Genomic DNA, 25,639 nt, shown 5'->3' on the forward strand with positions numbered 1-25,639 from the left:
AAAGCACGTTAATCAAGAATACAAGTGTGTAATGGTATATAAATACCAAACTCCTTATTAGGCAAACTCTCTAATAACATTAAGCTAAAAAGCTTAATGCTTATTAGCAAACTCTGGGGAGTTGGGTGGGGTTTAGAAGCTCTCATACTCTTTAGCGATGAAAACCTCACCATCTTTCACAATCAATGGACGTTTTATAAGTGTAGGACTTTGCAAAATCATCGCTTTAATCTCATCTTGACTTAGGCTTTGAAGTTTTTCTTTGTTTAGCCCTATTTTTCTAGCACTCGTACCTGCTGTGTTGACAAGCTCTAAAACACTTCTTTTGCTAAGCCAAAATTCCAAAGTTTCCTCATCTAGCTTTTTAATATCCAAAAACTCTAATTCAATTTGCTTGGAATTTAAATAATCCATAGCTTTTTTAACACTACTACAATTTTTAATACCATAAAATTTTAACATTTTCTTGCCTTTTTAACTAAATCTGCGATAATAAACGCTAATTCTAAAGCTTGATCAGCATTTAACCTTGGGTCACATTGTGTTTCATAGCGTTTAGAAAGTTCTTCTTGGGTGACATTCAAAGAACCACCTACACATTCGGTTACATTTTGCCCTGTCATCTCTAGGTGCACCCCTCCAGGATAAACCCCTTCGCTTATAGCGATTTCAAAAAACGCACGTACTTCTTGAATAATTTTGTCAAATTCTCTTGTTTTAAAATTCCCTGATTTGACTGTATTAGCATGCATAGGATCAACACTATAAAGGATGTTAAATCCTTCTTTTTTCAACTCTTTAAATAATCTTGGCAAGGCATTTTCTATCTTTTCACAACCCATACGAATGATGAAATTTAACCTACCCGCTTCATTGTTTGGATTTAAAACATTTGCTAGCTTTTTGATCTCATCTAAATCATAATTAGCACTAAGTTTAACACCAAGTGGATTTTTCACTCCACTTAAAAAATGCACATGCGCTTCATCAACCTTTCTTGTGCGTTCACCTATCCAAAGCATATGTGCCGAACAATCATAAATTTCCCCGCTTAAGCTATCTACTCTAGTCAAAGCTTCCTCATAAGGTAAAAGCAAGGCTTCATGAGAGGTGTAAAAGGCGGTTTGAGAAAGATTTGGCGTATCAGTGATACCACATGCTTGCATAAACGCCAAAGCTTGAGTGATTTTCTCACTAAGCTCATCGTATTTTTGTCCAAGCTCTGCTTTTTTTAAAAAACCTAAATTCCACTTATGCACCACCCTTAAATCTGCCAAACCACCTTTTGAAAAAGCTCTAAGCAAATTTAAAGTCGTAGCACTTTGATAATACGCCTCTAGCATTCTTTTAGGATCTGCCATTCTTGATATTTCATTAAATTCAAAACCATTGATAATATCACCGCGATAACTTGGAAGCTTAACCCCATCAAGCTCTTCAAAGTCACTGCTTCTTGGTTTTGCAAACTGCCCCGCAACACGCCCTACTTTTACGATAGGACATGAACCTGCGAAAGTAAGCACTATAGCCATTTGTAGCATGATTTTAAACATATCTCGTATATTATCAGCACCAAAATTCACAAAACTTTCAGCACAATCTCCCCCTTGAAGCAAAAATGCTTGAGAATTTACAACCTTTGCAAGAGATTTTTTAAGTTTATCCACTTCACCTGCAAAAACCAATGGAGGTAGTTTTTCTAACTTTGCGATAACTTCTTGTAGTTGATTTTGATCAGGATAATGTGGTTGTTGTTGAATTTGGAAATTTCTCCAAGAATTTTTTGTCCATTTCATAACTTAACCCTAAATTTAGTAAGCTTAAATTATACAAAACAAGTCTTAAATTAAGATTTTAAAACCGCTTCGACACGTTTTAGACTATCTTGTTTATATAAAGTTAAACGAATGATAGAATCTTCCAATGCCAAAAGATTATGAACTTCATTAGCCTTTAAACTTATACTGTCTAACGTTTTTAGTAAGATTTGCTGATTTAAAACTCCAAAGTCAATAGAGCCTTTTAAAACATGTATAGTGATATCAAAAGGTGCTTTATGATCTTTCATAAAGCTGTCTTTTGACATATTAATGCAGATTTCTTTAGCATAATCATTCTCTATTTTCTTAGATATATTTATGCCATTTTGTATTTCTTGTTCCCAAGAAATAACTTCGTATTTTTGTGTTCTAAATTTCACAATTATTTTTTAAGTTCTTTAATACGCGCTGCTTTACCTCTTCTATCTCTTAAGTAGAATAATCTAGCACGACGTACACGACCTCTTCTTAGTACTGTAATACTTTCTAAACTTTCACTATAAATAGGGAAAATTCTTTCAACGCCTACATTATTAGCACCTATTTTGCGAACGATGAAAGTTTCATCTACGCCATTTCCTCTACGTGCTATACAAATACCTTCAAAATTTTGAATTCTTGTTTTATCGCCTTCTTTAATGCGAATAGCAAGTCTTAAAGTATCTCCAGCACGAAATTCTGGAACATTTTTACCTTCAATTTGTTTTTGCTCAAATTGCTCAATGTATTTATTTTTCATAACGATATTCCTTAAAATTTGCGTTCATGCTTTTGATACAAATCAGGACGAAAATATTTCGTTTTGCAAGACGCCAAAGTAGTTTTTAAAGCTGTGATTTTAGCGTGATTTCCCTTTAAAAACTCTGAAGGCACGCAAAATTTTTTATTTTCTTTTTCAAAAACAAAAGGCTTAGAAAAAGATGGTGCCTCTAATAAATCATTTTCAAAACTTTCCTCACTCAAACTCTCACTATTCCCCAGCACACCTTTAATATTTCTACTAATAGCATCACTCATCACTAAAGAAGCTAATTCTCCTCCTGTAAGGATAAAATCACCTATAGAAAACACCTCATTTGCAAATGTTTCAACAATACGCTCATCTAAACCTTCATAACGACTACTTACAAAGCAAATATGCTCTTTTTTACTTAATCTTTTGGCATCATTTTGTTTAAAAGTTTTAGCGCAAGGTAAGAGAAAGACAAAATGCACGTTTTGATCTTGTTTTTTTATATGCGTTAAACAATCATATAAAGGTTGAGCTTGCAGCAACAATCCCGCACCACCGCCTATTTTATAATCATCAACTTTCAAATGCTTATTAGTAGTAAATTCTCTAGGATTAACAAAAGCTAACTTTAAAATACCCTTTTCTTTTGCTCTTGCTAAAATCGAAGTTTGAAAATAAGGTTCTATTAACTTTGGGAATAAACTTACAAAAGTATATTTCATGAATTTTCTAAAATATCCATGGCAAATTGTGTGATAATTTGTTTATTTTCTATATCAACTTTTTGAATGTATTTATCCACATAAGGAATATAAAAATTTTTGACATTAGTTTTTAAATTTTCATCACATTTAATGCAAAATAAAAACCCTGCACCATTTTCCAAAATATCTTCAACTACACCTAGTTTTTGATCATTTTCAAAAATTTCACAACCTATAATGTCAAAATAAAAATACTCATCTTTTTTTAATTTGCAAGTTTCTTTAGTAGTTTCTATGCTTTGATAAAGCACAACATTAGTTAAAGTTTTAGCAGCTTCAACACTTTCAAAACCATCAAATAAAACCAAAGATCTTGTTTTATCAAAGGCTTTTATGGTGTAAATTTTTTGATGAATATCAAAAAATTTAGCACCTGCTTTAAACTGCTCATAAAAATCACTTAAATTATGTAATTTTACATAACCTTTCAAACCAACACTTTTTCCAAGTTTAGCAACTTGGACTAGATCATTCTTCAATAGCTTTTACCGTTATACGATATGAAGTTGCATCTTTAACTTTATAAGCCATGATGACTGTTTTTATAGCGTTGATTAATTTTCCATTTTTTCCGATCAACTTACCAGTATCAACCGGATCTACATAAATGATAATTTCGGCAAAATTATTTTCTAAATTTTGTCTTTTTATAACAACTTTTTCAGGAAAATCAACAATTAACTTTGCGTATTCTCTTAAAAAATTTTCAACCATTTTATTTGCTTGTAATAGCTGCTACTCTATCGCTTAATTTAGCACCTACACTTTTCCAGTAAGCTAAACGCTCAGCATCAAATTTTACTACTTCAGGTTCTACCATAGGATTATAATATCCGATGCTTTCTATCCAGCTACCATCACGTCTTTTTCTGCTATCAGTTACAACTATACGATAAAATGGTCTTTTTTTACGTCCCATTTTTGTAAGTCTGATTACTGTCATTTTAGTACTCCTAAATAAATTAAAATTTTGTTATAGATATTTTAACTTATATATCCATAAAAAAGCTTTAATTATTGTGGTCTTTTAGCTTGTTGTAACATATTCATAAAATTTTCCATACCTTTTTTATTTGAAAATTTCTTGGCAAGTTTAGCTGCATTGCTAAATTGTTTTAAAAAGCGATTTACCTCCATCTGTGATAACCCTGCACCCTCTGCTATACGGCGTTTTCTTGCATTATTCAACAAAGAAGGATTTTCTCTTTCTTTTGGCGTCATAGAAGAGATCATTGCTTTAATATGAATGATTTCTTTAGAATTATCCAAATCAATATCTTTGATATTTGCTGCCATAGAAGACAAACCAGGGATCATACCAATGATTGATTTCATACTACCAAGTTTTTTAACGCTTTCCATTTGATTTAAAAAGTCATTAAAGTTAAACTCACCTTTTTTGATTTTTTTATTGAGTTTTTTTGCTTCTTTTTCATCAATAATCGCTGCAGTTTTTTCAGCTAAAGTCGCTAAATCACCTTCGCCCATGATACGATTAACAATTCTATCAGGGATAAACACTTCCAAATCGGCTACTTTTTCACCCACACCGATAAATCTCAAAGGCACTCCAATTTGCTTTGCAATACCTAAAGCAACTCCACCTTTAGTATCTGCATCAAATTTGCTTAGTATAACCCCTGTGATCTCCAAAGCTTCATTGAAACTGCTAGCTGTTTTAACCCCATCTTGACCACTCATAGCATCCGCTACATAAAAAACTTCATCAGGATTTAAAATCGTTTTAACTTCTTTAAGCTCTTCCATTAATGCTGTATCGATAGCCAAACGACCTGCGGTATCCACAAGCAACACATCATACATAGAATTTTTTGCTTTTTCCAATGCTTGTTTAGCTACGTTTAGAGGGTTGTTTTCATTTTCAATAAAAAATAAATCAAGCTCATTAGCTTGAGTAAGTTGTCTTAACTGTTCTACTGCTGCAAGTCTTTGTAAATCACACGCAGCGATTAATACTTTTTTATTTCTTAGTTTTAAATAATTTGCAATTTTAACTGTAGTAGTTGTTTTACCACCACCTTGCAAACCACACATTAAAACAACTGTAGGTGGTTTGCTTGCAAAAACAAATCCTTGATTTTTACCTTTTACGCTAAGGATTTCTTCTAAATTTTTCTTGATCGAATCTAAAAACTGCTTTTGTCCTATACCATTTGTTTTTACATCATTTTCCACTAAAGTAAGTAATTCTTTAGTAACTTTATGGTGTACATCAGCTTTTAAAAGGGCTTTTTTTAAAGTGTCAAGAGCGTTTTTTAAAGCTTTTTCATCATCAACAAAACGAAGTTTATTTACTGCGGATTTAAATGACTCACTTACTATTTCAAACACTTTATTTTCCCTTTATTAAAATTTTAAAAAGCTAAATTATAAACCTTTTTAGCTTTAAACGCCTTTAAAAATTTAAATTTTTTATTTCAAAACCATAAGCATTAAAACTTTCATCTAATAATGCCTTAAACTGATAATCAAAAAGATGAGTTTCATAAGAATGCAAATACATTCTTGAAGAGCTAATTTTGGCGTATTTTTCATCACCTATAATACCATGTTTAATATGGTTTAGATGCACTCTAATTTGGTGTGTTCTGCCTGTTTTAATCATCGCTTTAATGAGAGTTTTTTTAGCATTCACCATTAAAGGAATGACTTGCGTATGTGCTTCTAGGCCAAATTTATCCACTTTACTAAAAGCACCACCTTTGTTTTTAACCGTAGAAATCTTTTCACAAATTTCAAGTTCTTCGGCAATAACCCCATCAACAATAGCCAAATAACTTTTATATACATTTTGCTTTTTATACTCTTGAATACATTTAAGCCTAAACTCTTCATCTTTACTCAAAAGTAAAACTCCGCTTGTTTCTTTATCAAGTCGGTTAATAAGTTTTGCGCCAAAAACATTCTCTAAGTTTTCGCTAATTTCTCCATAAGGTTTATTTAATGCAATGATTTTATCATCTTCAAACAATACTTTTGCTTTTTTGATCTTTTGAACGACAAATCTTGTTCTTGAACTCATCAAAGCTCTAGCTATAACTACTTTTCTACCCATAGCAAACACACAACCTTTGTCGATTAACTCCTTCGCAGCGTTGTTGGAAATTTTTTCTTGCATTGCAAGTAATTTATATGCTTTTTCTTGCATCGAGACCTTCTTTTATACTTAATATAACTTCATTTAAATCGCCTTGTTTTTTTAGCGATGATATTTTAAGTTGTTGTTGTAAAAAACCATTTATTTGATCTATATCTTCACAAATATACAAATCATCTACTTCTTGGTATAAACTTTCTTGATTAAAATAATATTTTCCTGAAATAATCACATTATTCCACCTAGCAGCTTCTATGGGATTATGTCCGCCTATATTATCCACAAAAGAACCACATAAAAAAACTATATCGCTAACTTGATATAAATTTTCAAGTTCTCCTAAAACATCAAGCAACAAGCATTTTGCATTAAAAGCTTGCGCAAAATCACCTTGTTTTAAATCTAAATCTGAAAATCTTTGCATATTATAGTCATTTTTTTGACAAAAACTCTTTAAAATACTTTCAACTTCTCCAAAACGCTCAGGGTGTCTTGGCGCAACAATCAACTGATCATTATCAGCAAGCTTAATCTTTTCAAGCAATAAACTTTCTTCGTTTTCATGTGTACTTGCCAAAATAATCACTCTAGTTTTAGTTTTAGTGTAATTTTTTAGTTTTTTTTGAGCTATGTTTGCTTTAATATTTCTATAAGCTATCACATTACTAGCTCCTAATTGCCCTAGTCTTTCTTTATCTTTTTGACTTTGTGCAAAAACCACATCAATATACTTAAAAACCAAACGATAAAAAAATGCGAAACGTTTGTAATTTCGAAAAGATTTATCGCTAATTCTAGCATTGAGTAGAATAACCTTAGCATTATAAAATTTAGCCATAAATACAAGCATAAGCCAAAGTTCTGCTTCAAAAATCACCAAAACCTTACAAGGCCTCATCCAAAAAGGTACAAAAATTTCAAATGGAAAAAAATTAACCTTTTTGGTATGTTTTAATGCTTCTTCAAATCCTGTTTGTGTAATCGTTGAGATACTATAGTCTTGAAAATTTTGAGCCAAAGGCATAATGCTTTTGATCTCACCAAAAGAACATGCATGAAAGTATAAATCACTTTGAGATTGTCTTAAGTTTTTATAAAGAAAAAATCTTGACTTTAAAGACTTTTTGTATTTTTCCTTATAAAAACTTAAAATCAACAAAAAAGGTGCCGCGAGTAAATACACCAACGCGGCAAAAATATAATAAAAAAAAATCAATTTTGATTTTCTTCTTTTTCTTTATATAAAATTCTTCCACAATGTGGACATGTAACAATTTCATCGCCTTTTAATACTGCTAAGTATGTTTTATCATAAATTCTCATAAAACAACCATAACATGCATGTTTTTTCACAGGAACTACTGCAGTATTTCCAGCCCATTTTCTAATTTTTTCATAAAAAGTTAAAACTTTTTGATTGATTTCGCCTACAAGTTTTGTTTTTTTATCATAAATTTCTAGTCTTTCTTTTTCAATATCCACTAAAACAGCTTTAGTTTGTGCGTCAATTTGATCCACTTCATTTTCAAGTTCAGTTCTTTTAACTTGCAATTCTTCTTTAAATTTCTCTTTATTTTCTAAGATTTTATCTAATCTTTCAATTTCTTCATTGGCCGCATCTAATTGTTCTTTTGCAATATCTTCTTCGATTTTTAAAGCATTTGCTTCTTTTTCGGTTTTAACCGCAGCGCTTTTTTTTGCTATTTCTTTAATCTTTACACCAAATTCAGCAATATGGTTATTGTTTTGAACTTTTTGAGCTTCTATATCTTTAATATCTCTTTCGTAAGTAGCGATTTCTTCTTCTGTTTTATCCAGTAAAGCACGCTTTTCCTTAAGTTCTTTTGTTGCATCTTCTACTTTATCTACAAAGCTGTCTAGTTCTTTATCAATTTGCGATAAAACTGTAAGTTGTTCTAGATATTTATTCATTGAAATTGTCCTTAAAAATATTGAAATGGATTTTTTGAAACTGATATTATAACTTCTAAATGAAATTTTTGCAAATCTTTTGCCAAAATTTCACTAAAACACAATTCGCTTTCATAGTGTCCTATATCGATTAAACTTAGCTTGTTATGATAGCTTTCTAAGGCTTGATGGTATTTAAAATCACCACTTAAAAAACAATCAGCTTTAACACTAGAGATCAAATCTCCCCCACTACCTGTACAAATAGCCAAGCTTTTGATTTGTTTTTGATGGGCATTTACAACTCTAATATGATCTAACTTCAAGCATTTTTTAACATGCTGAATTAATTCTTCAAACTGAAAATCCACATCACAGTAAATCAAAAATTCATTTTGTTCTTTAATCTTAAAGCCTAAAATTTCACTTGTAAAATAAGCATTTAAATGACTCAAATCAAAATTTGTATGCATTGCGATCAAAGCAATGTTTTTTTGTATCATTTTTGTAAGGAGTTTTTGTGGATAAAGTACTCCACTTAAATGCTTTAAACCCTTAAAAATCAAAGGATGATGTACTATAAATAAAGAATTCTCACTAGCATTTTCCACTAAATCAATATCCACATCAAGCGCGAGATAAACCTTGCTCACCTCTTGCTCAAAATCTCCAAGCAATAAGCCACTATTATCCCATGCGCTTTGCGTAGAAAACGGACTAATCGTATCTAAATACTCATAAATTTCTTTAATTTTCATCTAAACTTTCTTTATATATCAAGGCACAATTTTTAGATAATTCTCTAATTTTTAACATAAAATCTTGTCTTTGAGTAACAGAAATAGCCCCTCTTGCATCAAGTAGATTAAAAGTGTGAGCTGCGAGCATACAATAATCATACGCAGGTAAAGCAAGTTTTGCCTCTAAAGCATTTTTACACTCATTGTAAGCATTTTCAAACTGAATGTTTAAAGTTTTTACATCACTTACTTCAAAATTGTATTTACTAAACTCGAACTCACCTTGCTTATGAACATCTTTATAGGTGATTTTTTCACCATTAAATTCATTCCAAATGATATCATATACATTATCCACATCTTGCAAATACATTGCAAGTCTTTCTAAGCCATAGGTAATTTCAGCACTGACTAAATCAACACTAATACCCCCAACTTGTTGAAAATATGTAAACTGTGTCACTTCCATACCATCAAGCCAAACTTCCCAGCCTAAACCCCAAGCACCTAAACTTGGACTCTCCCAATTATCTTCTACAAAACGAATATCGTGAGATTTTAAGTCAAAACCTAAATTTTCCAAGCTTTTTAAATATAATTCTTGGATATTATCAGGACTTGGCTTCATTAACACTTGAAATTGATAATAAGCGCCCAAACGATTAGGGTTTTCTCCATATCTTCCATCTGTTGGTCTTCTACTTGGCGCAACATAAGCTGCAGCCCACGGTTTTTTACCTAAGCTTCTTAAAAAAGTTGCAGGGTGAAAAGTCCCTGCTCCCGCGGGAAAATCATACGGTTGCATAATAGCACAACCTTGCTTTTGCCAAAATTCTTGTAAATTTAATATCATTTGAGAAAAAGTCATTTTTCTTCCTTTAATTCCTCTGGCTTTTCAGATGAGTTTGCATATAGCTCTACTGTTTTATTCCACATCATTTTATATTTTCTTTTTAGAAATTCTACTTCATTACGAGCATACTTAAGTTGCTCGTTGAGATTTTCTATAGTTTTTCTATCTTCATCATAAAGTTCTTGCATAGAATAAAGCGCGTCTTTTAAAAATTTATTTTCACCCTTTAAGGCTTCTAAGGTTTCATCTTTAGCATCAAGTACTTTTTCATGTAGATTTAAAATAGTTCCTATGGTTTTTTCAACAAAACTTTCCCCTGCTAAAGTCATAGAATTTACCATAGCTGGTTGCTTTGAACTCATCGGCACAACACTAAAAGTACCTTGATTTGCTTCAATGTAAATTTTGCCCTCTTCTTCTTTGAAATTTAAAGCTCCATTTGCCATCATTCCTTTTACTACATCTTCAGATAAATGCACCAATTGACAAAATTCTTTTAATTCCAAGTAAGTTTGCATACGCTCTCCTTAAAGAAAAACTTCAATCGCATTTGAATCTTGAATAAGTTTTTCTTGTTGTTTTTTTCTATCTTCTAATAGTTTTTGAGCTAAACTCTCATCTTCAATAGCTAAAATTTGAACCGCCAAATAAGCTGCATTCATCGCACCTGCTTTACCTATAGCTAAAGTTGCAACTGGAATCCCACTTGGCATTTGAACTGTAGAAAACAAAGAATCCATGCTTGCTAGGTTGCTTCCTGGCATAGGTATACCTAAAACAGGTTTTGTTGTATGAGCTGCCACAGCTCCAGCCAAATGCGCCGCCATACCCGCTGCTGCGATAAAGACTTTCGCACCTTTTTCTTCAGCATTTTTGATATATTCTTGTGTTCTTTGAGGGCTTCTATGAGCAGAAGTAATTAAAACTTCATATTTCACGCCAAATTTTTCTAAGACACCCAAAGCTTCTTTTACGATATCATAATCGCTTTTACTTCCCATTAATATAGAAACAAATTTCATTCAACACCCCTTCTTAAAAAACTAAATTCTGGAAGTTTAAACGGCAAAGCAATTTCATTTTCATTACCACTGTGAATTACATCAAATTCTTTATTATTTTTAGCTAGCAATTGTTTAAATACGATAAATTTCTTTCCTTCGTTTTCATAAATCACCCCTAGCTTATTTTCTCCTAATTCTATATGAGAGTGGATTGGTGCTAAAATTTCGTATTCTTTTCCTAGCTCTATTTTACCTTTGCACTTGAAAAATTCCCCATCCTCGCTAATAGCATGCACTTGATGCGTACCTTCTTCTATGCTTGTATTATGGTTAATTGAATCAGTTTTTTCATAAGCTCTTGAAACCAAATATCCATCTGTAAAGCCTCTATGTTTTAAAGTATGAATTTCTTTTTCATATTTGCTTGCATCGAAAGTGTTTTGCAATACATCCTCTACTGCCATTTTATAAGTTCTTGTGGTTAAAGCAGCATAGTACTCGCTTTTTGTCCTTCCTTCAATCTTAAAAGCATGAATACAGTTTTCTTGCATAATTTTTTGAATATATGAACTTAAATTTAGATCTTTGGAATTAAACACATGTGTACCATTTTCATCTTCTTCTAATCTAAAAAGCGTATTGGTTTCTGGATTTTTTGCATACAATTCATAGTTAAAACGACAGTCATTTGCACAAGATCCACGGTTACTCATACGTCCGCTTTGCACTGAGCTTATTAAACATCTACCCGAATAAGCAAAACACATCGAACCATGCACAAAACTTTCAAGCTCAATATCGCAATTATTTCTAAGATCTTTTGCATCTTTTAAGCCCAATTCCCTTGCGATAACAACACGCTTTGCACCCATGTCTTTATAAACTTGCGCATCAAGATAATTCAAAATATTTGCTTGAGTTGACACATGTAGATTGATTTCAGGTGCAAGCTCCTTAACCAAACGCATCGCACCTACTGAAGCTACTATAAAAGCATCAGGTTTCATTTCTTTTAGTTTTAATATATGTCTTTTTAGACCTTCAATTTGCGAACTAAAATGAAAACCATTAATCGTAACATAGATTTTTTTTCCTTTAGAATGCGTATAATCAATGGCTTCTTTGAAAGTTTCGTAGTTAAAATCTCTTGCGGTTCTTGCTCGAAGTGAAAAATTACTCACACCCGCATAAACAGCATCAGCTCCATAAGCCAATGCTATTTTTAATTTTGTAAAATTACCTGCTGGAGAAACTATTTCAGGAACAATCATTTTTTTCCTAAACTAGCGATCAAGGCCTCGATATCATCATTACTTACAACATCGCTTGTTGTATCCCCTTCAATGTGAACAGCAGAACCAACACGTTTTTCATCATCAATTTTACCTTCAAATAGACTGCTCATATATCTACTTAAAGCTCTCATTACATTGATAACACGCTCAATTTTTTGACGATGAATATCTTGATATTGCATTGCATCCATTGCCATCATAACCTCATCTTGTCCAGTTTGTAAACAACCTGTTATCTCATCGATAATATTTTTAGCGTCATTATTAGTGTCAATAGCTTCTTTAAAGCTAGCTACATTAGGAAATTTTGTATTTAATTTTTCAAAAATTTCTATATTTTTATTTAAAGCATCACTAATCACACAAAGTTGATTTTCTGAATTTGCAAAAAAATCATTGATAGCTTCTAGTTTTTCCATCATTTCAGTTGCTTTGATTTCGCTATCTCTTGTCACATCATCAAGCTGATGTACAACTTTATGTTCTTTGCTTGGTGGTGGTGGTGGCCATGCCATATCCGCTCTTGCTTTATAATCACCATTAATCATATCACTAACTATTTGTTTGTTTTTTTCTTCATCTTCATAGTCTGTTTCAGGTTTTGCTTCTGCGCTTTCTTCGACAGAATCAAGATCTAAATCTTCAGCGCTATTCATTAAAGCATCTAATTCTTCTTGAGTCATTTCTACACCTTTTTAATAATAAAAACTAATGTAGGATTATATTATAAAAAAATATAAATCAACATTAAATTTTTAGAATAAATCTGTTTTTTTGTTTAATTTATTATTTTTTTTACAATTGACTAAAAAAAATATATTAATTTAAACTTAATTTAAAAAAAAGATACTACAATCTTAAAAAATAAATTCAAAAAACCTATTAAAAAGGAGAAAAAATGGGTAAGTTTGTAAATAATATCGATGAGTTTTTTAGTTATTGCCAAGAACATGAAGTAATGTTTATTGATTTTAGGTTTACCGATATGATAGGAACTTGGCATCATATTACTTATAATATAAAAGCGATTGATGATAAAACATTTGAAAACGGAATACCTTTTGACGCAAGTTCTTTACACGGCTGGCAACCTATAGAAAAATCTGATATGATCTTAAAACCTGATGTTGAAAGCGCTTTTTTAGATCCTTTCACAGCTGATCCTACTATTATAGTTATTTGTGATGTTTATGATATCTATAAAGAACAAATGTATGAAAAATGCCCAAGAAGTATAGCCAAAAAAGCCATGCAACATTTAAGTTCTAGCAATATCGCTGATGCGGCATTTTTTGGCCCTGAAAATGAATTTTTTATTTTTGACAATGTTAAAATCGTCGATTCTTCTCATTGTGCAAAATACGAAGTTGACACCGAAGAAGGCGAATGGAACGACAATAAAGACTTTACTGATAGCTACAACAGTGGACACCGCCCAAGAAATAAAGGTGGGTATTTTCCAGTTAGCCCTATTGACTCAAGTGTGGATATTAGATCTGAGATGGTGCAAGTTTTAGAAAGAGTGGGTTTAAAAACCTTTGTTCACCACCATGAAGTAGCACAAGGACAAGCTGAAATCGGCGTAGAATTTGGAAATTTAGTTGAAGCAGCTGATAATGTACAAATTTATAAATATGTAGTAAAAATGGTAGCACATTTAAACGGAAAAACAGCAACCTTCATGCCAAAACCACTTTATGGGGATAATGGAAGCGGTATGCACGTGCATATGAGTTTATGGAAAGATGGAGTGAATTTATTTTACGATAAAGATGGCTATGGAAAACTAAGCGAATGTGCGATTAACTACATCGGAGGAATTTTAGCTAATGCTAGAAGCGTGGCAGCCTTTACTAATCCTAGTTCAAATTCTTACAAAAGAATAGTTCCGGGTTTTGAAGCACCTTGTATATTAACTTACTCTTGCCAAAACCGTTCTGCAAGTTGTCGCGTGCCTTATGGCATCAATGAAAAAAGTGCAAGGGTTGAAATAAGATTTCCTGATAGCACTTCTAATCCTTACCTAGCTTTTACAAGCTTATTGATGGCAGGGCTTGATGGTATCAAAAACAAAACCATACCAGTGGGCCCAATGGATGAGAATTTATTCGCACTTACTTTAGATGAAATTAGAGAAAAAGGGATCGAGCAACTACCTCATACTTTAAGAGGCTCTTTAGAGGCACTCATTAGAAAAAATGCCTTCTTAAAACCTGTGATGAGTGATATTTTTATTGATGATTATCAACATATGAAATTTGAAACTCAAGTTTGGCCTGTAGAAGCTAGACCAACTGCTTATGAGTTTAAAACCTGCTATTCTTGCTAAATTTTGATGCCAAATGGCATCAAAATTTAAAAGACAATGGTTTTATTTTCATAAATAAAAATTCTATCATCAAACACCAAATCCAACGCTTTAGAAAATACATTTTTCTCTACATTACGACCAGCTTGTTGCATAGCTTGCCAAGAATACTCATGTGTTACAGGTATAACATCTTGGGTAATAATTGGCCCCTCATCAAGGTTGTTATTAACAAAATGCGCAGTTGCACCAATGATTTTAACCCCTCTCTCATAAGCTTGCTTATAAGGATTTGCACCAATAAAAGCAGGTAAAAAAGAATGATGTATATTAATAATCCTTCCTTCAAAACGTTCCACAAAAGATGGAGATAATATCCTCATGTACTTTGCTAAAACAATATAATCAAACTCATATTGACTTAAACATTCTAACATCTTCTCTTCATGCTCTTGCCTACTTAAATCTTGTGCTAAAACCGCATGAAAAGGAAGGTTAAATTTATCCACCAAAGGCTTTAACACATCATAATTTGCAATCACTGCTTTGATATTTGCATTAAATTCACCACTAAATTGACGGATCAACAACTCACCTAGACAATGCGTTTCTTTAGTAGCTAAAACAACAATATCTTTTTTTCTTTTTAAAGTTATTTCTATATGTGCATCATCAGGAAGCATCGCTTCAAGTGTTCCTTTGAATGCTTTTACATCAAGCTCTCCTTCTAAATGCGCTCTAAAGAAAAAACGATTTTCCCCAACAAATTCATCATTTTTTACGATATTAATTCGGTATTTGAAAATAACATCTGAAATTCTATAAATCAAACCTTTTTCATCACTACTTGAAATTTTTAAAATATATTCATTCATTCTTGCTCCTTGATATAGTTTTTTAACTCTTGCAATCTTCTTTTTTCAAGCTCACTCCCAAGCTCTTTTCCGCTAAAGCCTTCCATTAACAAATCTTCTGACTTTACCTTGCTTATAAAAGCTTGTTCATATAGTTTTAATTTTTTAGCTTGCAAGATACGCTCTTTACTCCAAAGTCCAAGCCACTTGCAAAGGGGTGTTTTTAAAGCAACTTTAGCCAGATCAAAATCATCAATTTTTCCTAGCATAAAATCTTGCTCACATTTTTTCAAAAGATCTTTTTTTAGCTTGGTTTTTTTAAAAAAATCATTTTTATCTATATGAAAAAAATTTAAATACAAATACAAATACAAAGCCTCATCTTGAATCAATTTTTGACTTTGTTCTAAAAGCTTTTGAAATTCCATATCAAAGCTTTGATAAAAAAAGATTTTTTCTTCTAAATTTAGAATTTTAAAATATTCATAGGCTTTATTCAACCGTGTGGTTTTAAAAATTTTATACAATTCATTGTTAATGCGTTCTCTTGAAAGATCGTTAATGTCCATAGTTTGCATTAAACTCAAACTTTCACTTGCAATTTTTAAATCAAACCTACACGCAAAAGCAATTCCACGAAGTACTCTTAAGCTATCTTCTATAAAACTTTGATCATGAATATGTCTGATTGTTTTTGCTTGCAAATCTTTTAAGCCATTAAAGAAATCTAAAAATTCAAAGCTAAAGATATTTACCATCATAGCGTTAATGGTAAAATCTCTCCTCTTAGCTCCTTCTTGTTCATCATTGCAAACTTTAACTTCAAAACCCTTATGTCCTTGTGAAATTTTATTTTCATAACGTGCCAAAGCTAGGTCAAATTTTTTATACTTATATACAAAAAAACTCTTCCCTACTCCATTTGCTCCAAGTTTTTGCATAAGTGTATCAAAAAGTTCAGGCTGAATGTCGTAAATTTCTATATCATAATCATCACTTGATAAATCTAAAAAAGAATTCCTTACACAACCACCTACTAAATAAGCTCTTTGTGTGTAAGGTTTGAGTATATTTTTAATCCTTAAAAAATCTTGATCATTTTTTAAGTCTATCTTCAATCTTTGCAAGTAAAAACTCTAAAAAAGTAATCGTAATATCTAGTCTTTTTTCTACATGCTCATCTTTGGTATTTTTTAAACCTTCAAACAAAACCAAAATACGCTCTCTAAGATTTTTCAAAAAAAATTCTTCATTATTAATAATACTTTCTTCTTTTTCTTCTAAAACCTCGATCTTAATCGCCGCAGCTTGCTTTTCTTCTTTAACTTTTACTTCTAAATCATCTAATTCTTGAATTAATTCTTGTGTTACCTTGCTAATTTCTTCTTTGATCTTTTTTTCTTGTGGGTTTATACTTTTTTCTTGCGTAAGTTCTTCAACCATAGGAGCAAATTCATTACTTTGTTTTTTCGAATTATCAAGTTCTGAATTAACCTCACTTATAGCCATTTTTGCTAAATCTTCAATATTCATAGCTTTATCAACCACCTTTTAAATTCATTAATTTCTTCTTCACTTTTCATATTAACAAAAAAATCAAGCATATCATAATTTAAATCTTCATGATTTGAACGCAAACCACTTAAACGCCTTATTGCATCTATGGCATTTTTATTTTGCGGATCTTGCTTTAAAATATTTTTATAAATTTCCAAGGCCTCATCTTTTAAGCCTTGTGCTTCATAAATAGAAGCCTCTGTAACTGTATATCGCATTATAAACTCACAAAAATAAAATCTTAAAAATTCTAACAAAAAAGGCTTTAATTTATTTTTAATCTTTATTTGATCACAGGGGCCTTATATGCTAAAAACACAAAAATATTTAAAATTATCGCTACAACTATCAACATTAAAAAACCAAAGGTAAAATTTTTAAAATGATCATGCAATATCCCAACCACCCAAGGTGATTGAGCAGCGATTAAATACCCTACTCCTTGCGACATAGCTGAAAGCTTAGCTGCGATAGCAGAATTGGAACTTTTAATAGCAATAAACAATAAAGAAATCGTAAAAAACCCCACTAGAGGCAAAACCTAAAAAAATTGCTGCTAAAAACAACATTGCCTTGGTATGGCATACAAAAATCATCATAAAACTTAAAACATATAAAAAACCCAGTGTCACAATCACAATGCTTTTAGCGCGATTTCTAAGTCTACCCAAAACAAGCGGCAACAAAAAAGCCACAGGCATACCGATGATTTGCGATAGCAATAAAACATTCGAACCAAAATCAATCCCAAACCCCTTTTCACTAATCATCACACTAAGCCAAGCAAACAAGCTATAAGATAAAAAGCTTTGTAGGCCCATTACTACAGTTACTTTCCATGCTGTTTTGTTTAAAAAGATATTAAAGCGATTTATATTTTTTCTTTTAGCTCGCAATAATCTTTTGTTTTTTAAATGCGGAAGATAAAAAAACAAAGCCATCAACGCCAAAATCACCCAAATAAACATAGCTTGTGGCACATCAAAAATTTTAAGTAAGGGTAGCGACAATGCCACACCTGCAATAGAAGATAACCCAATAATTGAACCATATAGGCCCATTATTTTATAAGTATTTTTAGGAAATTTTTCTTTCACAAAAGAAGGTAACAATACATTTGCAATCGCTATCCCGCCTCCTATAAAAAACACACCCAAAAACAAACCTATATTAGCACCATAACTTCTAAGCGCTTCACCAAAAACAATCAAAAGCAAGGCAAAAAATAAAGCTTTAATCTGTGAAAAATATGCCACAAAAAAAGAAATAAGACCAAAAGCTATTAAAGGTAAAGTAGTAAGCATACCCGCTAAAGTAGAATTGATCTGATAATATTCTTGAATATGCCCTATCATAGGTCCTATGGAAGTTATAGGAGCTCTTAAAATTTAAAGCCAAGGCAACTACTACTAAAATATTAATCCAAAAGAATTTTTTATATATGATTTGATGATGCATTGTTATTTTTGTTTTAAAATATTTTCAAGATATTTTTGCTTATCTTGTTCTGTGTCTTTTTGTTCTACTTGTTTTTGAGTTTTTATCGCCTCATTTTCTTCAGAAAAATACAAATAATCTACGACAAAAATAGATGAAATTATAAAAATCAAAGGAATTAAAAAAACCATAATTAATACTTTCTAAAAATGTTGCCATAGTATTCTATATCATCTTTTTTTAAATTCTCATCAAAAGCATCAGATTTAAAATTTGACTTTAAAATTTTTTCTCTTTCTTCATCTAAATCTTGGTACGAAAAAACCATATTGATACTCACCACACCATCAAGCTGCTCTAATTGCTTATAAGCTTTCAACTCATCTTCTAAATTTTCACTCTCAATCACCACGATGATTTTTTCTTCTTCAATTAATTCCACACTACAACAAGGTGTATTTTGAATTTGTTCTTTTAACTTGCTGATTTTTTCTTCTTTGCTTAAAATCAAAACACTAGAAAGATTCATCTATACTCCAAAAAATAATTTTATTTTCATAACCCGCACTGATAAATTCATGCTTATTTAAAAATATCAGATATTCTAGCAGAAAATCTTGATTTTGAAATTGTTTTATAGTTTTTAAATTATGAACATCTATAAGCTCTATGATGTTTTTTTCATTATCACCAAAAGCTGCGACAGCACCATCTTTACTTAGGGCACAAGTGTAAATCAAAAAGTCTCTTTCTATGCTTTTTTCTTGATTATTTTTGATGATTGCTAATTTTCTATCAGTGCTACAACTTGTAATAATTTGATTTTTATAATCTAATTGGTAGATATTATCCTTGTGAGCATTTTTATAGCTTTTTATTTTCTGCCAATTTTTTACATCAAAAAGAATGATTTCACCGCTTTCAAAACCCGCTACTAGCTGTGTTTTTGTTTCATTTAAAACCACATCACTCAAACTTGAATTAGAAAAAACAAAATTCTTTGCTATTTTTTTTGTTTTTAGATCAAAAAGCTCTATTTTAGAACCTAACAAGGCTAACAAAATAGTATCATCATCTAAAAACAAAGCCTTTTTAACCCCATCGCTATGTAAATCATAGCTTATAAGTTGCTTGTCTTTGTAAATATAAAGTCTTTTACCCCCAAAACTTCCTTCACTTAAAATCAAAACAGCCCCATTTAAGTAATCAACACTGTAAATTCTAGGGCTGAGATTTTCTTCATAAAAATTTTTAATCTTGTCTAGTTGGGTGATTTTTTGCAATTTTTTATTTTGCGTAAAATACCAATACAGCTCTGCATTATCAAGCCCTATAAGCAAATCACCACCAACTAGTTTTAAAGTATTTACATTAGCAGGGAGTTTAAGCTCATAGCCAAACACCCAAATACTTATCAACAAGATTAAAAATATTTTTTTCATTGTGTTATTTCACGCCTTCATTTAAGACTTCTAAGAAATTTGACTTTCTTTTAAGTTCTTCGTTTTTAAATTTCGCCTCAAAATTATTTCCAACCAAAGGTTTTGCATCACTTTGTGGAACATGACACTGAGTACAATTAAATCTTGCCTCACTAACCATATCCTTAGTTGACTTATTTTTTCTCAAGTCAAAATAATGACTACTTGGAAGCGCTGTAGCACCCACATCTTTAGCAATAGCCTTATCATGGCAGCTTAGACAAATATTATTATCTTTTACAATCGGAAGCATATCTTCTAAAGTGTGCGGAATCAATGGCGGAGCATTTTCAAATGATCTTTCGATCAAAACAGATTCTCCTGCTAAAGCTTGAGAATACTTTACATCTAACAATTCTACATTTTCACTTTCTAAACTTGTTTTTCTTAAACCTATATCCTTTGAATCCACACTTTTAACAGCAAATCCACAAGCGCTTATTAAAACAGCTGCTGCTAAGGATAAAAAGATCTTATTTTTCATTTTCTCTCCTTAAATTTATAATACTAAAACCTAAAGCATCATCCTCACAAACATCAACACATTTTCCACATCTAATGCATTCTCCTGATTTTACATTTTGATTTTCTTTACCTATCATCCAAAGTACTTGTTTTTCAGGGCATACTCCAAGACATTTGTAGCATTGAGTGCATTTTTGGAGGTTATATTTGATTTTTAACAGTGAAAAACGCGAACTTAAAGCCCAAAAAGCCCCTAAAGGGCAAAAATGTGAACAAATAAATCTTGGACTAAAAAACGCATCAATACAAAAGATTATTAAAGCTATAAAAAGCCAAGAAATACCGCCAAAAATCAACTCTCTTTGAATGATTCCTATGTAAGAAAATTCCTCAAAAACAGGATAGGAAAAAAGAAAAGAAAAAATCAAAACAAAACCCATCACATAATAACGTAAATTTTTATGAACATTAAAGATCTTAGTTTGATTAAATCTTAACTTCACCCTTATATAATAAGCAAAATCTGTGATGATATTAACTGGACACACCCAAGCACAAAAAGCTCTTCCTGCAAAAATAGCATAAAATAAAAACACTATCAAAGCTCCACTTAAAGCTATCAAATCCACTTGTAAACTTGCCAAAACAAGTTGAATATAAGCAAAAGGATCACTTAGTGGCACAGAAGAAAACAGTACCGAAGAGCTTAAATTTCCTTTTAATACAAAATCAAACATACCAAAAGAAAACAATACTAAAATAGAAAACTGCACCATTCTCCTTAAAATAAGATACTTCATAGCAATTCTCCATCATTAAGATAATCTCTAGCCTTATTTTGGTTGAATTTTTTTTCAGTATTTACATCTTGTAAACGCTTTTCATCTTTTTCATCCCAACCTTTAATATAATTATCCCCAGCTTTTCCTAAAACAAATTCCCTAGGCAAAACTCTAATGGCTGGCTTTTGAGTAATACAAGCTTTTTCACAAATTCCACAACCCACACACACTTCATGATCTACCACAGGTAGTAAAAATGCGTGCTTTGCGGTTCTTTCATTACGCTTTGTTTCAAGCTTAATCGCCTTATCAATCAAAGGACAAGCTCTATAACAAGCATCACATTGTATCCCCCAATACGCCACGCAGCTTGCACTATCAATAATAGCTATACCCATTTTTGTTTTATAAATTCCATCTTTTTGCTCTAAATACTTATGATCTAAAGCATTTGTTGGACAATCTTTTATACAAGGGATATCTTCACACAACCTGCAAGGATTTTCTCTAGCTACAAAAAAAGGTGTTCCGTTTTTTGCACTATCTTGCACTGTAGCTAATTTTAAAACATCATAAGGACAAGCCCTCACGCAAAGTCCACATCGTATGCATTTTGACAAAAATTCTTTTTCATCATCAGCACCAGGTGGTCTTAAAAAATACTCCTGATTGGAACTCAGTGCTAAACTTGCTAAAAAAGCACTACCGCTTCCTATGCACAAAAGCTTCAATGTAAAGGCTAAAAATTCTCTTCTTTTATTCATTATTTTATGCTTTGGTAATTTTTACGGCACACTTTTTAAAATCTGTTTGATTAGACAATGGACAAGTTGCATCTAGTGTAACTTTATTAATATACACATTCTCATCAAACCAAGGTACATAAACAAGACCTTTAGAAGGCTTATTTCTACCACGAAAATCTACTCTTGCTTTTACTTTGCCACGGCGAGATTCTACCCATACAATATCACCTTGGTTAATCTGCATTGCTTTAGCATCATCTTCATTCATATAACAAAGCGCTTCAGGAACTGCACGGAAAAGCTCAGGAACTCTCATAGTCATTGTTCCACTATGCCAGTGCTCTAAAACCCTACCAGTAGACAACCAGAATGGATACTCTTTGCTTGGTCTTTCAGGTGCTTTCATGAATGGTCTAAAGAAAATTTTTACTTTATTTTTTAAGCTGTATTTTTCTTTAGTTTGCGGAGCTAGCAAGTCTCCTTTTGGTAGTTCTTTTGCAAAATCTCCATAAAATGCAAAATCTGAATTTGGAGCAGCTTTTTTAGCGTAATAGTCAAATTTAGTATTAAATCTCCATTGAGTTTCTTTGCCATTAACCACAGGCCATCTTAAGCCTCTTACTTTATGATAAGTGTCAAAATCAGCTAAATCATGTCCATGACCTAAACCAAATTTGCGATATTCTTCCCATAAATACTTTTGCACAAAAAACCCATAGCCGTTAAATTCTTTACCATCGCTACCTATGACTTTTCTCTCATCACCTAAAACTTCAGAATTATCAAAACCTTTAGCGATATTATCCTTAGCTTTGAAAGTTTTTGCTTCTTTATTTGCAAATAACACATCAAATAAAGTATCATCTTCGCTATAACCCATAGCTTTTGCTTCTTCCAAAACGCTTGGTAAAGTAAGCTTATCATTTACCTTAGTTTCACCCCAAACTTCTTTTAGTTTAAAGCGTTTTGCAAATTCCATAATTTGCCAAGTATCACTCATAGCCTCACCTACAGGTAATACTTGTTGCTTCCAATGCTGGGTTCTTCTTTCAGCATTACCATAAGCTCCCCATTTTTCATAAATCATTGCACTTGGTAAAATCAAATCAGCCACTTTAGCACTAATTCCTGGGTAACAATCACTCACAACAATAAAATTATCCATTTCTCTTGCTGCTGCTATCCAGTGGTTTGCATTAGCTGTATTTTGCCAAGGATTGTTTACTTGCACCCAAGCAAATTTGATATTTCCATCTTCTAAATCTCTCATGATCTTCAAATACGGTGCACCTGGTTTTGGATTGATCGTTTTTGCAGGTACTTTCCAAATTTTTTCACTAATAGCTCTATGTTTAGGGTTTGCCACCACCATATCAGCAGGTAAACGGTGTGAAAAAGTCCCAACTTCTCTTGCTGTTCCACAAGCACTTGGCTGTCCTGTCAGCGAAAATGCTCCATTACCTGGCTTAGCTTGTTTACCAAGTAAAAAATGTACCATATAAGCTTGCTCATTCACCCAAGTACCTCTTGTGTGTTGGTTAAAGCCCATAGTCCAAAAACTTACAACTTTTCTATTTTTTTCTATATAAAGATTAGCTAATTCTTGAAGTTTTTTCTTGAAATCTTCTATGCTTTCATCTTCATTTCCCTTAGCAACTTTTGCAACATAATCAAGCGTATAAGGCTCCAAAGCTTTCTTAAAATCTTCAAAAGAAATTTCCCAATGCGCATCAGGAGCACCTTGGTGTTTCATTTCAAATTTATCACCTGCTTTTACTCCCAAATAAGCCAAAGAAATTGCTTCTTCTTCATCTAAAACAATTGCGTTTTGCTTTGCAACTGTATCTTTTTCACTTGCTTTAAATTTAGGATGGTTTGGATTATTTCTCATTCCATAACCAATATCAGCATAACCTGTGGTAAAAATACAATGTTTTTCGATAAATTCTTTATCCATTGCCTCAGGGTGGTTATAAACAATTTCTCTAGCAATATAATTCCAAATAGCCAAATCCGTATTTGGTTTAAAAATAATCTCTGTATCAGCAATATGAGAAGTTCTATTAGAGAAAGTAGATAAATTTACAATTTTAACTTGATCTAAATTGCTTAATTTTCTATCACTTACCCTTGACCACAAAATCGGATGCATTTCTGCCATATTTGCACCCCAAGTAATGATAGTATCAGTAAGTTCTATATCATCATAACATCCAGAAGGTTCATCTACTCCAAAAGTTTGCATAAAACCAACAACAGCACTAGCCATGCAGTGACGTGCATTTGGGTCTATATTATTTGATCTAAAACCAGCTTTTACAAGTTTAGCTGCAGCATATCCTTCTTGTATGGTATATTGGCCGCTTGCAAAAATTCCAATACCCTCAGTTCCTTTTTCTTTATAGGCTTTTTTGAATTGTTTTTCCATTTCATCAAAGGCCCTTTGCCAAGAAACTTGTTGGAATTTTCCTTTTTTGTCGAATTCACCCTTAGCATTAACACGAAGTAAAGGTGTAACTAAACGGTCTTCTCCATACATGATTTTTGCATTAAAATAACCTTTAATACAATTTAATCCACGATTTACCGGAGCTGCTGGATCGCCTTTTACAGCAACGATTTTACCATCTAAACTTGCAACTAAAATTCCACAGCCTGTACCACAAAATCTACAAACGGCTTTATCCCAACGCCATTTATTCTCAGTATTTGCAAGTACACTACTTGGAACACTAAGACCCGCAACACCACAAGCACTAGCTATAGCGGTATTTTTAATGAAGTCCCTTCTGTTCATTGTAACCCTCGTTATTGTTTATTTGACGTGTTTAAACACATCTTCACAATATTACTATATTTACGGTAAATTTAAAATATGGAATAGAATATTTTATAATTATTTAAAATTAGGAGTTTTTTAGTATTTTTATAAGATTATTTGCATATTATAAAACGCTAGTTAATCCTAGCGTTTTAATTGATTTACTATACCAAGCATATCATCACTTGTTGTGATTGCTTTAGAACCTGCTTCATAGGCTCTTTGACCTGTAATAAGATCAGTCATTTCCTCTACAAGCTGTACGTTACTAAGTTCAACAAATCCATGCTTAATCATAGAAAAACCATTTTCACCTGCGATCCCCGCTATAGGTGCACCACTTGCATCAGTTTCTACTAAAAGGTTATCTCCTAATGCGTGCAAGCCTGCTGGATTGATAAAATTCACAAGTTCAATTTGTCCTATTTGAGTTTCAGCGGTATTACCTGGTTGCATTACAGAAACCGTCCCATCGCTTGCAACATTGATTGCGATAGCATCTTCAGGTATAGTCATTTCTGGTAAAAGTCTATAACCATCTGAATTTACAATATTTCCTTCAGCATCTTTGGTAAATTGTCCATTTCTTGTATAAGCGATTGTCCCATCTGGCATTTGAATTTGAAAAAAGCCATTATTACCCGCAATCGCCATATCAAGTCCCGAGGTTGAAGTTTGTTTTAAACTACCTTCGCTAAAAATTTTACTTATCGCCGTTACTCTTGATCCAAGACCTACTTCAATACCACTTGGGTGTTTAGTGGTGCTTGAAGTTGAAGTACCTGCGTATTTCATTGTTTGATACATCAAATCTGCAAATTCTGCACGAGATTTTTTATAACCCACTGTGTTAACATTTGAAATATTGTTTGATGTAACATCAATTTGTGTTTGTTGCGATACCATCCCTGACGCTGCTGTATATAATGATCTTAACATTTTATCTATCC

Annotated in this window: 31 protein-coding genes and 1 pseudogene; 1 reads left to right on the top strand and 31 read right to left on the bottom strand. The window is 31.9% G+C overall.

The window, feature by feature from the left end:
* Window positions 1–132 precede the first annotated feature (132 nt).
* From CKA54_RS04610 to CKA54_RS04695, 18 genes are all read right to left on the bottom strand, one after another.
* Entirely contained in the window at window positions 133–462 is a 330-nt protein-coding gene (locus tag CKA54_RS04610) for a Spx/MgsR family RNA polymerase-binding regulatory protein (protein ID WP_120760358.1), read from the bottom strand.
* Window positions 456–1,796: a class II 3-deoxy-7-phosphoheptulonate synthase gene (locus tag CKA54_RS04615; RefSeq protein ID WP_120760360.1), complete on the bottom strand. Its 1,341-nt coding sequence runs from the start codon at window positions 1,794–1,796 to the stop codon at window positions 456–458. The genes CKA54_RS04610 and CKA54_RS04615 overlap by 7 nt, the downstream gene beginning before the upstream one ends.
* Window positions 1,797–1,846: 50 nt before the next feature.
* Complete coding sequence (locus tag CKA54_RS04620; RefSeq protein ID WP_253254855.1) at window positions 1,847–2,200, bottom strand: cupin domain-containing protein; 354 nt, start codon at window positions 2,198–2,200, stop codon at window positions 1,847–1,849.
* A 2-nt stretch (window positions 2,201–2,202) separates the two neighbouring features.
* The gene (rplS, locus tag CKA54_RS04625) at window positions 2,203–2,559 is read right to left on the bottom strand and encodes a 50S ribosomal protein L19 (RefSeq protein WP_012661698.1); all 357 of its coding nucleotides are present in this window, start codon (window positions 2,557–2,559) and stop codon (window positions 2,203–2,205) included.
* Between the two features lie 11 nt (window positions 2,560–2,570).
* Window positions 2,571–3,275, bottom strand: a complete 705-nt coding sequence (gene trmD / locus CKA54_RS04630; RefSeq protein ID WP_120760362.1) for a tRNA (guanosine(37)-N1)-methyltransferase TrmD — start codon at window positions 3,273–3,275, stop codon at window positions 2,571–2,573.
* Entirely contained in the window at window positions 3,272–3,796 is a 525-nt protein-coding gene (gene rimM / locus CKA54_RS04635; RefSeq protein ID WP_120760364.1) for a ribosome maturation factor RimM, read from the bottom strand. The genes trmD and rimM overlap by 4 nt, the downstream gene beginning before the upstream one ends.
* Window positions 3,786–4,031, bottom strand: coding sequence for a KH domain-containing protein (locus CKA54_RS04640; protein ID WP_120760365.1), 246 nt, complete (start codon window positions 4,029–4,031; stop codon window positions 3,786–3,788). Before CKA54_RS04640 ends, rimM begins: the two co-directional genes overlap by 11 nt.
* 1 nt (window position 4,032) lies before the next feature.
* A complete protein-coding gene (rpsP, locus tag CKA54_RS04645; RefSeq protein WP_012661702.1) occupies window positions 4,033–4,260 on the bottom strand; it encodes a 30S ribosomal protein S16 in 228 nt (75 codons plus the stop codon).
* Between the two features lie 71 nt (window positions 4,261–4,331).
* Window positions 4,332–5,669, bottom strand: coding sequence for a signal recognition particle protein (gene ffh / locus CKA54_RS04650; RefSeq protein WP_120760367.1), 1,338 nt, complete (start codon window positions 5,667–5,669; stop codon window positions 4,332–4,334).
* 64 nt (window positions 5,670–5,733) lie between these two features.
* Window positions 5,734–6,486, bottom strand: a complete 753-nt coding sequence (locus CKA54_RS04655; RefSeq protein ID WP_120760369.1) for an RNA pseudouridine synthase — start codon at window positions 6,484–6,486, stop codon at window positions 5,734–5,736.
* Entirely contained in the window at window positions 6,467–7,651 is a 1,185-nt protein-coding gene (gene waaA / locus CKA54_RS04660; RefSeq protein WP_120760371.1) for a lipid IV(A) 3-deoxy-D-manno-octulosonic acid transferase, read from the bottom strand. Before waaA ends, CKA54_RS04655 begins: the two co-directional genes overlap by 20 nt.
* Window positions 7,648–8,367 carry a zinc ribbon domain-containing protein gene (locus tag CKA54_RS04665; RefSeq protein WP_120760372.1) on the bottom strand — a complete coding sequence of 240 codons (720 nt, stop codon included), beginning with the start codon at window positions 8,365–8,367 and terminating at the stop codon, window positions 7,648–7,650. The genes waaA and CKA54_RS04665 overlap by 4 nt, the downstream gene beginning before the upstream one ends.
* 11 nt (window positions 8,368–8,378) lie before the next feature.
* On the bottom strand, window positions 8,379–9,104 hold the full coding sequence (locus CKA54_RS04670) for a Nif3-like dinuclear metal center hexameric protein (protein WP_120760374.1): 726 nt from the start codon (window positions 9,102–9,104) through the stop codon (window positions 8,379–8,381).
* Complete coding sequence (gene glyQ, locus CKA54_RS04675) at window positions 9,094–9,954, bottom strand: glycine--tRNA ligase subunit alpha (RefSeq protein ID WP_120760376.1); 861 nt, start codon at window positions 9,952–9,954, stop codon at window positions 9,094–9,096. The genes CKA54_RS04670 and glyQ overlap by 11 nt, the downstream gene beginning before the upstream one ends.
* The gene (locus CKA54_RS04680) at window positions 9,951–10,457 is read right to left on the bottom strand and encodes a DUF3972 domain-containing protein (RefSeq protein ID WP_120760378.1); all 507 of its coding nucleotides are present in this window, start codon (window positions 10,455–10,457) and stop codon (window positions 9,951–9,953) included. The genes glyQ and CKA54_RS04680 overlap by 4 nt, the downstream gene beginning before the upstream one ends.
* 9 nt (window positions 10,458–10,466) lie before the next feature.
* Entirely contained in the window at window positions 10,467–10,961 is a 495-nt protein-coding gene (gene purE / locus CKA54_RS04685; protein ID WP_120760379.1) for a 5-(carboxyamino)imidazole ribonucleotide mutase, read from the bottom strand.
* On the bottom strand, window positions 10,958–12,214 hold the full coding sequence (locus tag CKA54_RS04690; protein WP_120760381.1) for a peptidase U32 family protein: 1,257 nt from the start codon (window positions 12,212–12,214) through the stop codon (window positions 10,958–10,960). The genes purE and CKA54_RS04690 overlap by 4 nt, the downstream gene beginning before the upstream one ends.
* Window positions 12,211–12,921 carry a chemotaxis protein gene (locus CKA54_RS04695; protein WP_120760383.1) on the bottom strand — a complete coding sequence of 237 codons (711 nt, stop codon included), beginning with the start codon at window positions 12,919–12,921 and terminating at the stop codon, window positions 12,211–12,213. The genes CKA54_RS04690 and CKA54_RS04695 overlap by 4 nt, the downstream gene beginning before the upstream one ends.
* A gap of 215 nt (window positions 12,922–13,136) precedes the next feature.
* Between CKA54_RS04695 and glnA the strand changes: the two genes are divergently transcribed.
* Window positions 13,137–14,567: a type I glutamate--ammonia ligase gene (glnA, locus tag CKA54_RS04700; RefSeq protein ID WP_120760384.1), complete on the top strand. Its 1,431-nt coding sequence runs from the start codon at window positions 13,137–13,139 to the stop codon at window positions 14,565–14,567.
* A gap of 26 nt (window positions 14,568–14,593) precedes the next feature.
* On the opposite strand, the gene purU is transcribed toward glnA, so the two are convergent.
* The 13 genes and pseudogenes from purU to flgG form a co-directional block, all read right to left on the bottom strand.
* Complete coding sequence (purU, locus tag CKA54_RS04705) at window positions 14,594–15,421, bottom strand: formyltetrahydrofolate deformylase (RefSeq protein WP_120760386.1); 828 nt, start codon at window positions 15,419–15,421, stop codon at window positions 14,594–14,596.
* Complete coding sequence (locus CKA54_RS04710) at window positions 15,418–16,527, bottom strand: CCA tRNA nucleotidyltransferase (protein ID WP_120760388.1); 1,110 nt, start codon at window positions 16,525–16,527, stop codon at window positions 15,418–15,420. The genes purU and CKA54_RS04710 overlap by 4 nt, the downstream gene beginning before the upstream one ends.
* Window positions 16,496–16,933 carry an invasion antigen D gene (locus CKA54_RS04715; protein WP_043019966.1) on the bottom strand — a complete coding sequence of 146 codons (438 nt, stop codon included), beginning with the start codon at window positions 16,931–16,933 and terminating at the stop codon, window positions 16,496–16,498. Before CKA54_RS04715 ends, CKA54_RS04710 begins: the two co-directional genes overlap by 32 nt.
* Window positions 16,930–17,178 (bottom strand): hypothetical protein, encoded by a 249-nt coding sequence (locus CKA54_RS04720; RefSeq protein ID WP_087691144.1) that lies wholly within the window; start codon window positions 17,176–17,178, stop codon window positions 16,930–16,932. The genes CKA54_RS04715 and CKA54_RS04720 overlap by 4 nt, the downstream gene beginning before the upstream one ends.
* A gap of 62 nt (window positions 17,179–17,240) precedes the next feature.
* Window positions 17,241–18,415 (bottom strand): annotated as a pseudogene (locus CKA54_RS04725) (MFS transporter).
* A 2-nt stretch (window positions 18,416–18,417) separates the two neighbouring features.
* Entirely contained in the window at window positions 18,418–18,585 is a 168-nt protein-coding gene (locus CKA54_RS07670; RefSeq protein WP_172586670.1) for a hypothetical protein, read from the bottom strand.
* Between the two features lie 2 nt (window positions 18,586–18,587).
* The gene (locus CKA54_RS04730) at window positions 18,588–18,923 is read right to left on the bottom strand and encodes a chaperone NapD (protein ID WP_039664206.1); all 336 of its coding nucleotides are present in this window, start codon (window positions 18,921–18,923) and stop codon (window positions 18,588–18,590) included.
* Window positions 18,910–19,836, bottom strand: coding sequence for a WD40 repeat domain-containing protein (locus tag CKA54_RS04735; protein ID WP_120760390.1), 927 nt, complete (start codon window positions 19,834–19,836; stop codon window positions 18,910–18,912). Before CKA54_RS04735 ends, CKA54_RS04730 begins: the two co-directional genes overlap by 14 nt.
* A 4-nt stretch (window positions 19,837–19,840) precedes the next feature.
* The gene (locus tag CKA54_RS04740) at window positions 19,841–20,359 is read right to left on the bottom strand and encodes a periplasmic nitrate reductase, small subunit, cytochrome c550 protein (protein ID WP_039664208.1); all 519 of its coding nucleotides are present in this window, start codon (window positions 20,357–20,359) and stop codon (window positions 19,841–19,843) included.
* Entirely contained in the window at window positions 20,349–21,140 is a 792-nt protein-coding gene (gene napH / locus CKA54_RS04745; protein WP_120760392.1) for a quinol dehydrogenase ferredoxin subunit NapH, read from the bottom strand. The genes CKA54_RS04740 and napH overlap by 11 nt, the downstream gene beginning before the upstream one ends.
* Complete coding sequence (gene napG, locus CKA54_RS04750; protein ID WP_120760393.1) at window positions 21,137–21,886, bottom strand: ferredoxin-type protein NapG; 750 nt, start codon at window positions 21,884–21,886, stop codon at window positions 21,137–21,139. The genes napH and napG overlap by 4 nt, the downstream gene beginning before the upstream one ends.
* A gap of 4 nt (window positions 21,887–21,890) precedes the next feature.
* Window positions 21,891–24,665, bottom strand: coding sequence for a periplasmic nitrate reductase subunit alpha (gene napA, locus CKA54_RS04755; RefSeq protein ID WP_120760395.1), 2,775 nt, complete (start codon window positions 24,663–24,665; stop codon window positions 21,891–21,893).
* 168 nt (window positions 24,666–24,833) lie between these two features.
* Window positions 24,834–25,628 carry a flagellar basal-body rod protein FlgG gene (gene flgG / locus CKA54_RS04760; protein WP_120760397.1) on the bottom strand — a complete coding sequence of 265 codons (795 nt, stop codon included), beginning with the start codon at window positions 25,626–25,628 and terminating at the stop codon, window positions 24,834–24,836.
* Window positions 25,629–25,639: the final 11 nt, after the last annotated feature.

The organism is Campylobacter sp. P255, assembly GCF_003627915.1.
Classification (GTDB): Bacteria; Campylobacterota; Campylobacteria; order Campylobacterales; family Campylobacteraceae; genus Campylobacter_D.